Origin of the sequence: Pseudomonas sp. LABIM340 (assembly GCF_040017195.2) — a bacterium.
Taxonomy (GTDB): Bacteria; Pseudomonadota; Gammaproteobacteria; order Pseudomonadales; family Pseudomonadaceae; genus Pseudomonas.
On the sequence record NZ_CM200227.1, the window covers coordinates 3,154,973 to 3,171,878 of the forward strand.

The 16,906-nt window shown below is 65.9% G+C and carries 6 protein-coding genes; 2 read left to right on the top strand and 4 right to left on the bottom strand.

Annotation, left to right across the window (positions count from 1 at the left end):
* Positions 1-32 precede the first annotated feature (32 nt).
* Positions 33-1,478, top strand: coding sequence for a SulP family inorganic anion transporter (locus ABKS89_RS14600; RefSeq protein ID WP_348588921.1), 1,446 nt, complete (start codon positions 33-35; stop codon positions 1,476-1,478).
* A gap of 75 nt (positions 1,479-1,553) precedes the next feature.
* Here the strand turns inward: ABKS89_RS14600 and ABKS89_RS14605 are convergent, their stop codons facing one another.
* A complete protein-coding gene (locus tag ABKS89_RS14605; protein ID WP_348588920.1) occupies positions 1,554-6,119 on the bottom strand; it encodes an autotransporter outer membrane beta-barrel domain-containing protein in 4,566 nt (1,521 codons plus the stop codon).
* Between the two features lie 155 nt (positions 6,120-6,274).
* Here ABKS89_RS14605 and ABKS89_RS14610 point away from each other — a divergent pair, with 155 nt between their 5' ends.
* Positions 6,275-8,005: a response regulator gene (locus ABKS89_RS14610; RefSeq protein WP_138216726.1), complete on the top strand. Its 1,731-nt coding sequence runs from the start codon at positions 6,275-6,277 to the stop codon at positions 8,003-8,005.
* Positions 8,006-8,011: 6 nt separating this feature from the next.
* On the opposite strand, the gene ABKS89_RS14615 is transcribed toward ABKS89_RS14610, so the two are convergent.
* From ABKS89_RS14615 to ABKS89_RS14625, 3 genes are read right to left on the bottom strand one after another with little or no spacing between them, the layout of a single operon-like run.
* Entirely contained in the window at positions 8,012-8,218 is a 207-nt protein-coding gene (locus tag ABKS89_RS14615) for a hypothetical protein (protein ID WP_138216725.1), read from the bottom strand.
* Positions 8,219-8,266: 48 nt separating this feature from the next.
* The gene (locus tag ABKS89_RS14620; RefSeq protein ID WP_348588919.1) at positions 8,267-10,015 is read right to left on the bottom strand and encodes a ShlB/FhaC/HecB family hemolysin secretion/activation protein; all 1,749 of its coding nucleotides are present in this window, start codon (positions 10,013-10,015) and stop codon (positions 8,267-8,269) included.
* A 2-nt stretch (positions 10,016-10,017) separates the two neighbouring features.
* Positions 10,018-16,893, bottom strand: a complete 6,876-nt coding sequence (locus ABKS89_RS14625) for an MBG domain-containing protein (protein WP_348588918.1) — start codon at positions 16,891-16,893, stop codon at positions 10,018-10,020.
* Positions 16,894-16,906 lie beyond the last annotated feature (13 nt).

The following is a 16,906-nucleotide window of genomic DNA, read 5'->3' on the forward strand; positions in this document are numbered from 1 at the left end:
GCCCTTCGTGTTCCCCGCTTCCGAGTAGAAAAATGAAACCCGCCCGCCTGCGTGCCGATGTCCTGGCCGGACTCACCACGTCCTTCGCGCTGGTGCCCGAGTGCATCGCCTTCGCCCTGGTCGCCCACCTCAACCCGCTGATGGGGTTGTACGGCGCCTTCATCCTCTGCACCCTCACCGCGCTGTTCGGCGGCCGCCCCGGCATGGTGTCCGGCGCCGCCGGTTCGATGGCGGTGGTGATCGTCGCGCTGGTCGTGCAACACGGCGTGCAGTACCTGCTGGCCACCGTGCTGCTGGGCGGGGTGGTGATGATTCTGTTCGGCCTGCTGCGCCTGGGCAAGCTGGTGCGGATGGTGCCGCACCCGGTGATGCTGGGCTTCGTCAACGGCCTGGCGATCGTCATCGCCATGGCCCAGTTCGAGCACTTCAAGGACGGCGAGCACTGGCTCAGCGGCAACCCGCTGTACGTGATGCTGGGTCTGGTCGCCTTGACCATGGCGGTGGTCTATGGGCTGCCGAAGCTGACCCGCGCGGTGCCGCCGGCGCTGGTGGCGATCCTCGGCGTCGGGCTGGCGGTCTATCTGCTCGGCCTGCCGACCCGCACCCTGGGCGACATGGCGCACATCGCCGGCGGCCTGCCGCAGTTCGCGTGGCCGGATATTCCGTGGAACCTGGAGACGCTGCGGATCATCGCGCCCTATGCCTTCCTCATGGCCATGGTCGGCATCCTGGAAACCCTGCTGACGCTCAACCTCACCGACGAGATCACCGAGTCCCGTGGCTTCCCGGACCGCGAGTGCGTGGCCCTGGGCGCGGCCAACATGGTCTCCGGCGCCTTCGGTGGCATGGGTGGCTGCGCGATGATCGGGCAGACCGTGATCAACCTCAGCTCCGGCGGCCGTGGCCGGCTCTCCGGCGTGGTGGCGGGGGTGATGATCCTGCTTTTCGTGCTGTTCCTCTCGCCGCTGATCGAGCGCATTCCGCTGGCCGCGCTGGTGGGCGTGATGTTCGTGGTGTCCCAGCAGACCTTCGCCTGGGCTTCGCTGCGGGTACTGAACAAGGTGCCGGCGAGCGACGTGCTGGTGATCATCGCGGTGACCGCGATCACCGTGGCGACGGACCTGGCCACCGCAGTGTTCTGCGGCATCATCCTGGCGGCGCTGGATTTCGCCTGGAAGCATGCCCGCGAACTGTACGCGGACATCCATGACGAGGCCGATGGCAGCAAGCTGTACCGCGTCCACGGTACGCTGTTCTTCGCTTCCACTACGCCGTTCCTCAATCAGTTCGACCCGGCCGGCGACCCGCCGCAGGTGACTCTGGACTGCGCGCACCTCAGCTTCGTCGACTATTCCGCCATCGCCGCGCTGATGACCCTGCGCGAGCGCTATAGCAAGGCCGGCAAGCACCTGCGGGTGGTGCACCTGTCCGAGCGCTGCAAGCAGTTGCTCAAACGGGCGGGCGCGCAGCACGCGTAATGCGCGGCGTTTCCCCTGTAGGAGCGGGCCATGCCCGCGATCGCGCGCATGGCCCGCTCCTACAGGGGGCGCTCCTCAGAACTTCACCTTGAAGCCGAGGATGCCTTCGTAGCTGCGGCCTTCGCCGTCCAGGGCTCGCTGGTAGCCCAGCGAGCCGGTGACGCTGGTGCGCTCGTTGAGCTGGTAGTCCACGCCCAGGTTGAGTTCACCCCAGCTGCCGTCCATGTCGGTGCCGAAGGGGATGTAGCCGTCCGCCGAGGAGAACTCGGTCTTGGCCTTGCCCTTGAACTCGTGCCACAGGCTCGGGCGGACCCAGACGCTGGTGCGCTGTTGCTGGCCGTGGTCGTCCTCGCGGAACCAGTCCTTATCGACGCGCACGCCCAGGCGGCCGGTGAGCGAGTCGACATCCTCGAAGCGCACATCGGCGGCGTCGTCATGACTGTCGTCGAGTTTCAGCTTGCTGACGATCAGTTGGGCCTGCGGCTCGACGTGCAGGGTCTTGTCGGAGTCGAGCTTGAACGGGTAGCCAGCCTCCAGTGAGGCGGTAACGCCGTGGCCACGGGTTTTCAGCGAACCGGCGTCGTTGGCGCGGGCCTTGAGGTCGAAGCGGTTGAACTGCACGACGCCGTCCAGATACCAGCCCTCGGGGCCGAAGTGCGTCCAGTAGCCGCCGATACCGTAGGAGCGCAGGGTGTCGTCGCCGGCATCCTGGCCGTTGGTGTGGTCGACGCTGCCCTTGATCCGCCCAGCCTGCAGCGACAGCCCGGCCTGGTCGGTGCTGCCGTCGGTGTCTTCGTTGCGGTAGAGGTCCGCGCCGACCTGGAAGGCCTGGATGCGGTAGTCGTAGTCGGCGCCATTGCCCAGTTTGTCGGAGCCCTTCTGGTGGATCAGACGCCCCCAGCCCAGGGACGGGCCGTAGCTGTCCAGTTCCTCGCTGGGCAGTGGATCGTTGACGTTGCGCCGCTCTTCGCCGACGCGTTCGTGGAGGGTGTCGACCAGCGCGCGGCTGTAGTTCAGCGCCATGGCGGGGAGGGCGCTGTACAGCGAGGTTTCGGCGCGGTAGTTGGGCCGGGAGGTAGGTGTCGTGCGCTCCGGCGTGACCGGCTCGACAGGTGTCACCGGTGTCGAGGGATCAACCGGACCAACAGGATCAACCGGATCAACCGGATCAACCGGATCAACCGGATCGGCTGGGTCAACTGGGTCGACCGGATCGACCGGCAGCGCGTCCTGGTTCGAGCGCAGGTACCAGGCTTCGCCATTGCTGTCGTCCAGGCTGGCCCGGTGCAGCGTGTATTCGTACGGGCCGGCCTTGACCCGGTTGAGCAGTCGGAACGCATCGGATTCGGTGGTGCCGCCGCTCACCGCGTCCACCACCTTGATGCCATTGCCCCGGGTCAGGGCGCCGGGACCGCCGGCATTCCTGATCAGCAGGTTGCTCTCGCCGTCGGCCTTGCCGCCGTCGATCACCAACTGGTCGGAGGGTGAGTCGTCCTTGTACAGGTAGGTGTTCAGGGCGAGGGTGCCGTTGGCGCCGTGGTAGTCGTTGGCAGTGAGTTTCTTGTAGCCGCCGTCGGCGCTGAAATCGATCAGGCTGGCGCTGTTGGTCAGGCTGCTCAGGTTGGAGTCGCCGGTGAGTTGCCAGAGGCTGCTGTCTCGCAGGGTGACTTCGGAATGGCTGTCCGCAGCGGTTTTCGCCGTGCCGGAAACCAGCGAGGTCGAGAGGTTGATGCGCGCATTGCCGGCGGCGGCGTCGGTCTTGCCGACACCTTGCCACTGGCCGGTGCCCATGTCCGGAACGCTGCTGCCATCGCTGGCCATCGCGCTGGCGACGTTCAGCCATTGGTCGCTGCCGCCGGCGAGGGAGTGGCTGAGGGCAATGTCCGCGGCACCAGCGGTGGCGATGGTGGCGCCGTCGCGGTTGGTTAGCGAGCCATGGTCGATGCTGATCCTTCCCGGTTGGGCATCGGTGCCCTGGGCGTAGAGGGCTGCGGACTGATCGCCCGTGGCGTTGACCACGAGGCGCTCGGCATCGACGCTGCCGCCGTTCCGGGCGACTACGCCGTGCCCCAGCGCGCCGCTGGTGCCGACGCTGACGTTGTCCAGCCGGGCGCTGGCGGTGTTGCTGGCCAGCACGCCGAGGGCCTGGTCCCCGTCTGTCGCGACGGTGCTGTTGAGGGCGCTCAGCGCAGCGCCCGATTCGGCACGCAGCCCGTGGGACTGGATGCCATGGGTGGCGACGCTGGAATTGCTCAGGTCCAGTGTCGCGCTCTCGTCCTTGTACTGCCGGCTGACCAGCGCCCCGGTGGCGTGGTCGCCGAGGGTTTCCACGCTGACGTGGTTCGCCGTCAGGCTCACGGTGCCGGGCTTGGCCGAGCCGATGCCGGCGTAGAGGCCGACGGAGTACTCGCCCTCGGTCTTCACGCTGAGGTTGTCGAGGATCATGCTGCCGCCGTCGTCCACCGCGGCACCGTAGGCTTGCGAGCCGGTGGTGCGCACGCTGGTGCCGTCGGCCATCAGCAGCGCGCCGGGATTGCGCGCCGCCAGGCCGTGCGGGAAGGTGAGGTTGCCAGCCGTTGGCGAGCCATTGCCCGTGGTGGTAACCGAGCCGCGGTGAACGCTCACGGTGGCGCCCAGGTCGGCAACGATGCCCATGGCGTTGTCGTTACCATGGGTGGTGACGGTCACGTCGTTGACGGTCAGTGTCGAGCCGGGCGCCGCGGTGGAGGAGCTGCCGGCGGCCAGCGCGGTGGAGTAGTTGCCGGAGGTGGTGACGCTGCCGTGCTCCACGACAGCCTCGGCGCCTTCGCGCACCTGCACGCCATAACTGGTTTTCGGGGTGGTGCGCACGTCGCTGGCGGTCATCTTCAGCGTCGAACCGGCGCCATCCACCAGTACGCCCGGGGACCAGGGCCCGGCTGCACCGACCTGGGCGTCGACCGAGATGCTGCTGTTGTCGACGCTCGCACTGCCGCCGCCGCTGATGTTCAGCCCGATGGCGCGATTACCGTCCACGGCAACGCGGCTGTTGTCCAGCGCGCCGGTGGAGCCGGCCCCTTCGATGGAGACGCCGTGACCGTAGGTCAGGCCATGTACATCGAGCGCCACGTCGGTGAGGCTCACCGCGCCGCCGGCCATGGCCCGTGCGCCGGCAGCCGGGTTGGCGACGCTGCCCGCACCGTGCACCGAGACACTGCCACCATTCAGGCTGACGCTGCTGCCGATGCCCTCGGCGCGAGCGCCGCCGACGTTGGTGCCAGTGCTGAGGATGTCGCTGTCAGCGGCCGCGATGGTGCCGCCCCCCGTGGCATGCAGGGCAGCTGTCGTCGTGGTGCTGGTGGCGGTACCGGTGAGGCTGATTTCACTGCGGGTGATGGCGATGCTTGCGCCGTCCTCCGCGCGGGCGGCACTGGCGCTGCCACCGCCTATGTTCAGCAGTGCGTCATCGGCTTCGATGTGGGTGTTGGCGCCCGTCGCCAAAAGCCCGTGGCTCAGGCTCAGGGGCTTTTCATCGTCCACCGGCGAGGCGACGGATACGGCGGCGCCGCTGGTGCGGATCTCAGTGCCGGCCAGGTCCAACTGGGCGCCATCGCGCGCCCAGATACCGACGGAGCCTTTGCCGGCGGTGACTATCTCGCCACCTCCGAGGGTGACCTGGGTATTGGCGCCCGCCGCGAGCACGCCATGGCCATTGCCGCCGGCGGTGCTTATATGGCTGTCGGTGAGGCTGACCTGGGCACTGTCGTGTGCGCGAACGCCGTAGGCAGAGCCGCCGCTGGTAGTCACGGCGATCCCCTCGGCGGACAGCGAACTGCTGCCACTCACCTGAATGCCGTGGGCGCCGCCGGTGCTGGCGTTGCGCGCGCCGCTGGTGGCGATGGCGACGCCGTCCAGGCTGGCGCTCGCGCCGTTTTCCAGGGACAGGCCGACCGCGCCCCAGGACTTCGTGGCGATCGAGCCAGCGGACATCTCCAGCAGCCCCTGGTCGACCACCACCCCGAGGTTGTTGTTGCCCTTCGCGCCACCGCCGACCAGCACCTGCACGTCGTCCAGGCGCGCTTCGCCATTGCGGCCGACCCTGATGCCGCTCAGGTCATTGGTGGTGATGGTCGCTCCGGCAGCGGTCTGCGGGTCGAGGGTGATGCGGCTGTCGTTCATCAGCAGGGTGCGGCCCTGTTCGACCAGGGCGCCTGTCTGCCCCTTCGCCAGTGCCGCCGTGGTCGCGCTGGTACGGATGGTGCCGTGGGCAAACACCAGCGGCTCGTCGGTGCTGGCCTTCACGCCGGTTGTGAGCGCGCCCGCGAGGTTGAGCGTGGCGCTGTCGTGGCTGCCGGCGCTGATGCCGGTGCCGCTGCTGACGGTTATCGGCGCCGGAGCGCCGAGCAGGCTCCGGCCAGCGAATACTGCCGGTGCCTCTTGGGCAGCCTGCAGGGCCACATCCAGATAGGAAGGCGTCGGCGGGTCGAGTACAGCGCCGGCCTCTGACGGCTGGTTGAGGTCGTCGGTATCGGCTTCGACGACGCTGTCCTCGGCTTCGGCTTCGATCATCCGCAGGCTGAACAGGCTGGCGAGTACCAGGCTGATGGCCTGGGCCAGGCGGGAGCGGCGCAGGCGGGAGAGACTGGGCGTGGCACGTTTCATGGCGGCCTCCGGGAGGCACGGAAAATGTGCCGCCAGTCTCCTCAGCGCGCGCCTGGCTGACTGTCAGAGCCGCTGTCGGTCGTCTGTAGGAGTGATTCCCGTCCTGGGCCCCTGGTCTACGCTGGAAGCGGGACAGGCAGGCTAGGGAACAGGCAATGAGTACGATCCTGCTGGTGGACAGCCAGCCCATCATCCGCGAGGCGTTGCGCGCCCTGGCGGCGCGTGCGGGGCATGAGATAGCCGGTGAGGCCGATAACGGCCAGGACGCGCTGGCGCTGTGCCGCGAGCTGCGCCCGGATGTGGTCATCCTCGAACTGGCGATTCCGCGGCTGGGCGGCCTGGATGTCCTGCGGCGCCTGCGTGCGGCCATGGCCGAGGTGCGTCTGCTGGTGTTCAGTGCGCAGGAAGGCGAGGTGTTCGCCGGTCGCTCGCTGCAGGCGGGCGCCGATGCCTTCGTCAGCAAGAGCGAGCCGGCGGCGGAGCTGGAGAAGGCGCTGGCAGCGGTATTGCGCGGGCGCAGCTACTTTCCGCGCGGAGCCACCCAGCTGCCCAAGCCCGCCGGGGCCGAGCAGGATGGCAAGGCCGAGCTGGAGCGCTTGTCCGGCCGCGAACTGACCGTGCTGGAAATGCTCGGTCGGGGGCTCTCCAACAAGGAAATCTCCGAGCAGCTGAGCCTGAGCTACAAGACCGTCAGTACCTACAAGATGCGCCTGCACCAGAAGCTCAACGTCAGCAGTGATTTCCAGTTGCTGCAGGTTGCGCAGAGCCTGGGGCTGGTGGCCTCGGAGGCGGCACAGGGCGCAGGGGTCGATCCGGCGCTGGTACGCGAGATGGGCTTGCTCCGCGCCGTACTCGACGCCTCGCCCAATCCGATGTTCGTGCGTGATCTCGAAGGCCGCCTGCTGTTGTGCAACCGGCCTTTCCTGGCCCGCGCCGGCATGTCGCTGGATGAGGTGCTGGGCACTCGCTTCGAGGAAGCGCAGTGGTTGTCTCCCTTGATGCGCCAGCGTGCGGCCGCGCGTTACCAGGAGGTCCTGTTGCGCCAGGAACCGATGACCCAGGAGGTGGTGCTGGACACCCTGGATGAGACTCCCAAGGTCTACTACGCCTGGTGCATCCCGCACCGTGCGGCGGACGGGCGGGTGATCGGTACGGTCGGCGGCATGTTTTCCCTGGCCGAGCGCGATGAGCAGTTGGCCCTGATGCGCAGCGAACAGTACGAGGCCCAGTACCGCAACCACCTCAAGACGCGCTTGCTGGCGAGGGTTCGCCACGAGTTCGGTGAACGGCTGTTGGGGTTGCGCACCTACCTGGCGGGGATCAGCCAGGGTATCGGGCCGGTCGGGCCCAGGGAGGAGCTGGCACAGGCCTGGGAAGGGGTGGAGGGGATGCTGACGAGCCTGCGCCAGGTCGATGATCTGCTGGACCTGGAACACCATGTCGCCGAGCGCGTCAGCGAAGCCCATGACCTGAGCCAGCTCACCGCGGACATCCTGCGGCCGCTGGAGCGCGAGCTGGAGTCGCTAGGTATCTCGCTGGACATGGGGCCGGGGCTGTTGACGCTGAAGAAGGCCTGGGTCGATGCCGGCTACTTCCGGCAACTGCTCGAAGCGCTCGTCGAGGGCGTGCCCAGGTCGCCGGAGCTGGCCGAGGTGCGGCTGCACCTGAGCAACTGGCGACACCTGAAGGGATTCCTGCGTCTGCGGCTCGAGGTTTCACCCTGGAGCAGTCTGGCCGGCGGCCAGGAGAGCGACGAAGCGGTTCTCTGGGCGCGGGCCAGGGTGCAGCGGATGGTGTTGATGTTCCATGGGGAGGCGCTGCAACTGGAGAACGACCGGGGCGAAGGTCTGTTGCGCCTGGAATTCGACCTGCCCCGGGTCGTCTGAGCTGGCTCAGTGCGGCCGTTCGTTCATCTGCTGGTAAGCGTCCTCCAGGGCCTCGGCGTCCAGCAGCAGCTGGCGGGCGGCGCAGCGCATGCGGCGATTCAGTTCCTGGTTGGCGATCAGCGGCGCCAGCTCGCGCAGGAGTTCGGCGGCCACTTCGTTGTTGAAGGCGGTGGAGCGTACGCTGCGCAGCGTACGCAGATTCTGCTGTGACATGGAAACCTCCGGGGGTAGGCGGCCGTATAGGCGGCCGCCCGTCGTGGTTCAGAACAGTTTGAGGAAGTTGAGGTAGAAACGCGGCGCCTTGCCGTTGTCGTCGTCCAGTTCCTTGGCCGAGACCGAACGGGTCAGCGGGAAGGCGACTTCCGGCGAGACGTAGGTGTCCTTGAACACCTGCAGGTGCGCGCCGAAGCCGGTGGAGGACAGGCTTTCGCTGCTGATCCAGTTCGGGTCCTCGCTCCACACCTTGCCGAAGTCCCAGAAGGCGTAGTACTGGGTCGGTACGGCGTAGCTCCGGAAGGTATGGATGCGGTTGTACTGCAGCTCGGTTTTCATCGCGAAGCCCTTGTCGCCGGTGATTTCCGACGGGTCGTAGCCACGACCGAACTCGCTGCCGCCGACGCCGAACTGCTCGGGCGAGAGCAGCGCCTGGCCGAACGAGGTCTGTGCGGTACCGGCAATGTACAAGTTCATGCCGTCGATGATCTTCGAAAGGTCCTGAAGACGCTGGGCGTCCACCTGCAGCTTGGCGAAGTCGGTCCTGCCGCCCTCGCGGGACGGGTTGGCGCGGTCTTCCTGGCTGGCGCCCATGATCTTCAGGCCCTTGCTCAGCTCGGCCTTGACCAGGTTCTTGCCGCCGAATCCATCGAAGAAGTCGTAGCTGGCGCCCAGGCGGATGGCGCGGATTCGGTCATCGCTGGACGGCGGGTTGTGCGGATCGTTGAGGTACTCGGACTTGCCGTTGTACCAGGTGAAGGCCGCCGAGGTCTTGAAGGTCTGGTCGCGCTGGCGGACCCACGGGCGGGTGATGCGCACCGCGAAGGTATCGCCGGAGCTGTTGGCGTCGAGGAAGGAGTAGGTGTCGGCATGGCCGTCGTTGTGCTGGGCGAGGAAGCTCAGCACATCACCCTGGCCACCTACCGGCAGGTCGTACTGGCCTTCGAAGAAGGTCATCTTGTCGCCTTCCACCGATTTCCCGGCGCGGATGCCCAGGTGGTCGCCATGGCCGCTGAGGTCGTTGACGCCGACCCCGCCGTAGACCTGCCAGGGCCCGAAGTAGCGGCTGTCGCGGTTGTCGAAGCCGAAGAAGCCTTCGTACTTGCGGATCTGGTTATCGACGATCAGGTCGGTGCCCTGTTCCACCGGCGAGGCGGCGAGGGTGGCACGGCTCTGCTGGCCTGACAGGTCGTTCATCAGCAGCAGGTTGCGCTCGATGGTGGCGCTTTTCGGCGGCACTTCCCGGCGAATGTTGTCGGCGTAGCGTTGCACGGCCTTGTTGCTGTCGCCCTGCAGTTTCACTTCGTTGACCCGGCCCTCGAAGACCTGGATCAGCAGCTCGCCGTTCTCCAGGCGCTGCTCGGGCAGGTAGGCGCGGGCCAGCAGGAAGCCGGCCTGGCGATAGCGCTGGGTGATCTGCCCGACCACCGCGTTGACCTCGCCGAGGGTGACACGGTGGCCTTCGAGCTTCGCGGTCAGTGGCGCGAAGGCCTCGGGGGCGTAGAGCGTGGTGCCGCGGATGATTACCTTGTCGACCTGGAAGCGCGTGGAGTCGTTGGGGTTCACCACCATCTCGGCTGGCGGGCCTTCGGTTTCGGGGACGACCACGGTGTCCGGCAGTTGCAGGGTCGAGGGCATCTGCGTAGAGCTTTCACGGCCGCCGTCGGGGCGGGGGATTTCCACCCGGCCGGGGTCGAGCTGGGTCCGCGGCCCGGCGAATGCCGGGGCCTGGACCAGCAACAGGGCGGAGCACACGGCTGCCGCGAGGATGTGCAGTTTCGAAGGAAAGGCTCTCATGGCTATTTCCCTCCTTTGGTAGTGGGTGCAGCGGGTTTGAGATCGTGGGGAATCACGCTGCGGGTAGCCTCGGGGACGATGAAGTGACCGTCCTTGAACAGGCTGTTGGCGTAAGTGAGGACGTCGGTGAGGTTCGGCGTGGTGCTGGCCTTGCCGTCATACGAGCGCGGCTTGCAGACCAGTTGTACGGCGTAGCTGCGCACCACGGCGGGGGACACCGAGTAGCTGGCCGAGGCCGCCGAGGGCGACTCCAGCGCGGTGCAGCGGGCGTTGCCGGGGGACTGCGCGGTCATCGGCAGCGGCGGCAGGCCGGGTTGCTCCGGCGGTACCGGGGCGAGCGGGCCGGTGATGGTCAGCGCGCCGTCCCGGAAGGTGACCGTGTAGTTGTTGCCGGCGCCGAAGGCCTGGTCCTGGGTGATGCCGTAGGTACCGGCTTCCTCGCCGGGCGCGCGTTGCAGCGAGCCCTGGGCGATGGACGCCTGGTCCTTGCCCTTGAGGCCGCTGACGTTCCAGGTCAGCGTCGGGTCGGCCGCACCCTGCACCTTGCTCTGGTTGTCGGCAGTGACCACCAGCGGTGCGGGAGTGACCTGCAGGTTGCCGTCCCTGAACACCATGCGGTAGTTGCCGCTGGTGAGGGTCACGTTGCCCTGGGTGATGGCGTAGCCCTCGGGCATGACGTTCTCGCCGGAGATGCGCGCCAGGCTGCCGGTGGTGACCGAGGCTTGGGTGTCGCCGTGCTTCAGGCCGCTGATGCTGTAGGTGAGCGTCGGGTCGAGGTCGCCGTAGACCTTGGTCATGTGGTCGGCGGTCACTGTCAGCTCGGCGGGGGTGATCGCCAGCTTGCCTTCGTTGAAGGTCAGGATGTAGTTGCCGTTGGCACCCAGCGAGCCCTGGCCGATGGTGTAGTTGCCGACGTTCTCGCCGGCTGCCCGAGAGGCCTGGCCGCTCATGACCGACTCTTTCGTGTCGCCGTTCTTCAGACCATTCACCCGGTAGGTGAGCGCTGGATCGATCTCGCCGTAGACCTTGGAGTGGTCGTCGAAGTCGATCTGTAGTGACGCCGGGGTGATGGTGAAGGTGCCGTCCTCGTAGTGGAGGATGTAGTTCTGGCTGGTGCTGGCCAGGTCGCCCTGGCCGATGGCATAACCGCCGGCCTTCACATCCTCGCCGGCCTGGCGGACGACGTTTCCGCCAAGCACCGATGCCTGGTCATCGCCACGTTTCAGGCCACTGACCTGGTAGCTGAGCGCCGGGTCGATCTCGCCGTAGACCTTGGTCTTGTCGTCGGCGCGCACCATGAGGGTGGCGGGAGTGATGGTGAAGTTGCCGGCCTCGTAGGTGAGGATGTAGTTCTGAGCAGCCTTGCCGGTGAGGCCCAGGGTGCCCTGGTTGATGGCATAGCCGCCTTCCTTCACATCCTCGCCGGTTTGCCGTGCCAGCTGGCCCGCCAGGATTTCGGTTTCCTTGTCCGGCCCTTTCAGGCCATCAACTTTGAGGGTCAGGGTAGGATCAAGCTCGCCATAGACCTTGCCGTCATTGTTCGCAGTGACATTCAGCCGGGCAGGGGTGACGGTCAGCGTACCGTTCTCGAACTCAAGGACGTAGTTGCTGCCCTGGCCATTGTTCAGGCCCAGGCTGCCCTGGTGGATCGTGTAGCCCCCGGCCCGGACATCCTCGCCGGCTTCACGGCCAAGTGCGCCTTTCAGCACGGAGGCTTCGGTGTCGCCGTTTTTCAGCCCGGAGATGACGTGCGAAAGGCTGGGGTCAACATCGCCGTATACCTTCGACACATCGTCGGCCTTCACGGTCAGCGTGGCCGGTGTGATAGCCAGGTTGCCGTTGACGAAGGAGAGCACGTAGTTGCTGTTCTCACCGACCGCGAGGTCGCCTTTGCCAATGCTGTAGTTGCCGACGTTCTCGCCCGCCGTGCGCGAGAGGGCACCGCTCATGGCCACGTCATCAACGCTGTCGGTGCCCTTGAGGCCCTTGACGGTGTAGCTGAGGGTCGGATCGAGGTTGCCATAGACCTTGGTGTGGCTGTCGGCAGTCACCTCAAGGGTGGCCGGCGTCACCGTGAAGGTGCCGTTGGCGAAGCTCAGTACGTAGTTCTGGCCCCTGCCGCTGGTGAGGTCGACGTCACCCTGGCGAATGGTGTACTGACCGACATTCTCGCCAGCGTCCCGAGCAACCTTGCCTGCAACGACCTGGTCTGAAGTGTCGCCGTTTTTCAGGCCGCTTACGCTGTAGGTCAGTTTGGGGTCGAAATCGCCATAGACCTTGGTGCTGCCATCGGCGGTGACGACCAGGGTGGCCGGGGTGATCGAGAAGGTACCGGCCTCGTAGTGAAGGACGTAGTTCTTGCCGGCGGCGCCATTGAGGTCCACCGAGCCCTGGTTGATGCCGTATTTCCCGACGTCCTCACCCACCTGGCGAGCCAGGGAGCCACTGTTCATCACATCCGCTGCGATGTCGGCGCCTTTGAGACCGTCGACGCGGTAGGACAGGGCAGGGTCCGCATCCCCATAGATCTTCGACGCCCCGTCAGCCGTGACGGTGAGCTGGGCCGGGGTGATGGTGAACACGCCATCCTTGAAGTCCAGGATGTAGTTGGAGCCAATCCCTCCGTTGAGATCCAGGCTGCCCTGACCAATCCCATAGTCGCCCACATTCTCGCCGGCCTGGCGTGCCACGGCGCCGCCGTTGAGTACGGACGCCTCAGTGTCACTGCCCTTCAGCCCGCTGACGACATGGGACAGACTGGGATCGGCGTCGCCATAGACCTTGCCGCCATTCGTGGCCTCGACGGTCAGCGTCGCCGGGGTGATGGCGAGCTGGTTGCCGACGAAGGTGAAGACGTAGTTGCCCGAGGCGGCATCGGTCAGGCCGACATCGCCCTGCTGAATACCGTAGTTGCCGACGTTCTCGCCAGCCTGGCGGGCGAGGGCGCCCTTGAGCACATCGGCTTCCTGGTCGCCATTCTTGAGCCCGGTGACCTTGTAGGAAAGGCTCGGGTCAACGTCCCCGTAAACCTTGGATCTCGAGTCTGCTGCGACTTGCAGGTTGACCGGGGTAATGACGAAATCACCATCGTGGTACTGCAGCAAGTAGTTTGAACCGGCCCCTGCGGTGAGACCGACTGATCCTTGGGTGATCGAGTAGGTGCCGGCGTTCTCACCGACCTGGCGAGTCAGCTCGCCGCTGACGACATCCGCTTCCTGGTCGTCGCGTTTGAGGCCGGAGAGGGTGTAGCTCAGGCGTGGGTCGAGGTCGCCGTAGGCTTTGGTTTTCCCATCGGCCTGCACTTGCAGCGTGGCCGGGGTGATGGTGAAAACTCCATTGCTGAAATGGATGATGTAGTTGTTCGCGTCGGCGCCGACCTGGTCCCTGGAGCCGAGCGAGATCCCGTACTCGCCGACGTTTTCGCCCGCTTCGCGCTTCCAGGTGATCGGGCCCAGCTGGTCACCCGCGACGAGCCCGGTAACGCTGTAGTGGTAGCCGGGATCGGTATCGCCGTAGGTCTTGGAGGCGTTTTCAACCGTGACATCCAGCCTGGCCGGAAGGACGGTCAACATACCGTTGGCAAAAGAGATGATGTAGTTGGAGGTCTTGTCCAGACTCAGGCCGGCATCGCCTACAGCGACTGCGCCAACACCCGTGGAATACGTCCCGGCGTTTCGGCCCTGGCCGTACACCGAGGCACTCAGGATCGAATCACCGTTTTTCAGACCCTCGGCTGTGTAGTCATCCACGACGTGAGTCGTTCCGTCGTAAGTGACCGTTTTTGATCCCGCAGTTACCACGAGATGGGCAGGAACGATCTGCAGCTGACCATCCACGAATTTCAGGGTGTAGTTGCCGCCCAGGCCGTTGTTCATGCCGAGGTCTCCCTGGCTGATTCCGTAGTCGCCGACGTTTTCACCCGCTTGACGCGAGAGTGCTCCTGCGTTGAGCAGGTCCTGCGCGCTCTGTCCGAGCTTGGTGCCGTCCACGGAGTAGCTGAGGCCCGGGTCCTTGTCGCCATAGGTCTTGGACTGGCTGTCCGCACGAACCGTCAGCTCGGCTGGGGTAATCGTCAGTGTGCCGGCACCGATAGCTGCCTGGTGCCGCTGGGCCATGATCCCTTCGGCGTTCAGTGTCCCGTCGACCTTGTACTGGCCGACGTTGGAGTGCTCAGCCGCTGTGGTGGAAGGCGTCACCGAGAACCGATCCTGGCCCAGTTGCTTGTCGACGAACTGGTCGACGGCAAACGCCTCGGAATTACCGGCAGGGCTGATCGCCGCGCTGAACTCGGGGTTCTTTTCACCGTACTCGCGCTGGGTGTCCTGAACCTGGCCCTGGATGGCGCTGGACTGGGTTCCGAGCTGGACGCCGCCGCTGCTGGTGGTGTCCTTGCCGGCGAGAAAACTGATCTTGCCGGCCTGGTAGTTGTTGCCCTGGTTCTTCAACTCACTGAGGTTGGCGTCGACCGCGGAAGTCGAGGTGCCAAGGTCGACCACCAGTTGGTCGCTCACACCAGTGGCGCCGTTCAGGTTGATCGAGTTGGAGGCCTTGGCGTTGTTCTGGTCGCCAGAGCCGCCCGTTACACCGAAACCATTTTGCGAAGCAGTGACGGTGCCCTGGTTGGTGCCGAAGCTGAATCCCGGTGGCAGCTCGGTGGTAGCCGCGCCGTTGAGGGTGACCATGATCTGGCCGTTCGAGTTGTTGGTGCCGATCTTCCAGGTGTCACCGGTACTGGGGTTGGTGAACGTCAGGTCACTGACCCAGTAGTCGTTGCTACGGGTATCACCGGGGATTGGCTGGTACTGCTTGTGGTCGACATAACCGAGGGCTTCGAAGACCAGGTACTGGAACTCGGTGCTGTCATCGATGGTGAGGTGGTGAGTGACGCGGCCGTTACGTTCCCAGATCCATTGTTCGCCGACCTTGGAGAGCGTCTCCGAGGTCACGCCGTCCACGCTCTGGGTGAGGCCATCCTGGGTGATCTGCACCTTGCCGGTGTTCACCGGGCCGTTGGAGGTCTGGTTGTAGATGAATTTGCCGTTGGTGGCCTTGCCGGCCAGGGTGCCGGCGTAGTTCAGGTAGCTGTCCAGCAGCACGCTGGAGCCCTGGACGGCGACGTCCTTGCCGATCAAGGCCGTGCCTTGCTGCTGGATCACCGAAGCGCTGCTGGAGGTCTTGATCCAGATGGTGCCGTTGCTGACATCGATGATTGCCCGGCCCATGTAGCCGGCATCACCGGCCACGCCCTGCGTCGTGTTGTTGAGCATCACATCGCCGGTAGCGAGGATGAACAGATGCCCATCCTTGAGCAGGATCGGGGCGTTGATATACACCGAGCCGCTGTCGTTGCGCTTGGCCGCGTTGAAGGGGCTTTGCGAGTCGTCATAGACACTGATCGGCGCGGCGGTGCCGTTGGCCATCAGCTTGAGTACGTGATAACCGGCGTCCTGGGCGACGATGGCCTCATTCACGTTGATCCGGTTGCTCGCACTGATCTCCACGTCGTTGGTTTTCAGGGCGGAAGCGATGGAGGCGGCAGAGACCGTGTCCGGGTTACCGGTGCTGTCGACGGTCACGGTTTCCGGGTCGAGCAGCCATTTACCCGACTGCTGGCCGCCGGCCGCATTGACCTGGGCATCCTGGGTTACGGTCAGCTGCTTGCCTGAGGTCTCGACCTCACCGCCTTTCTGGCCGCCCTGGGCACTGATGTTCCCGGCGAAATGGGTCTTGCCGTCGCTCCAGACCACCACCTGGCCGCCGTCGGTCTTGCCGTCGGCTTTCAGCTGGGCGCCCTTGGCCACCGTAGTGCTGCTGGCGGCCTGTTCGCTGCCTTTGCCCTGGTAGCTGCCGCCCACCAGCACCTTGCCGCCGGCTCCCTGGGTGCCGCTGGCATCGAGCTTCGCGGAGCCTGCGACATTCACCTCGTCGCCCAGCACCTTGATCTGCCCGCCGTTGACGCCGGTGACGCTGATGCTGCCGGTGACGTTGGTCTTCGCCGAGCTGCCGAGCACCACGGTGCCGCCATCGGTCGAGACGGAGTCGGCCACGACATTGCCGCCGACGTTGATCACCGAGTCGAGGTGCTTGGCTGCGCGAGCAGCGCTCATGGCGACGGTGCCGTTGCCGACGTCGATCTCGCCGCTGTTGTGCACGCCGCCGGTGACGTCCGAGTTGACGCTGTCTTTCTCGCCGGGCTCGCCGCTCACAGCGATGTTCAGCAGGCCGTCACCGTGGAAGTCCAGGGTGGCTTGTGGGCCGGTGGCGAGTTGCACCATGCCCTTGCGCGCCTGGATCACGCCGGCGTTGTTCACCTGGGCGCCGAGCAGGGCGACCATGCCGTTGTCGTGCACGGTGATGCGGCCCTGGTTGGTCACGTTGCCGGTGAGCTGGATGTCCAGCTTGCCGCTCTCGGCGAACTGTTTCGCCTGCTCCTCGGTGAGGAAGCCGGCGCTGGCGACCAGGGCGCTGGAGCTGATGTGCGCCTTCGGGCCGATCCACACGCCGTTGGGGTTCACCAGGATCAGCTGGCCGTTGGAAGTCACTGCGCCATAGATCTTCGACGGGTCGCTGCCGATGACGCGGTTGAGGGTGACGGACTTGCCGTCGGGCTGGTTGAAGGTGATGCGGTTGTCTGCACCGACGCTGAAACGCTGCCAGTTGATGGCGGTGCGCGAGCTGTTGGTGTTCACCGTCATCTCGGCGCCGTTCTGGCTGATGTTGCCGCTGCCGGAGATGATGCTGCCGCCCTGGGGCAGGGCGTCGCTGGCCATGACGGTCAGTGGCAGGCCGGCGCTGGCGAGGGCCACGGCGATGCACAGGACGCGCAGTCGACTGGGGCAGGAGCCGTGGGAATGGGTGTGCAAGGGTAGGGAATTCATGAGGCTGCTCCAT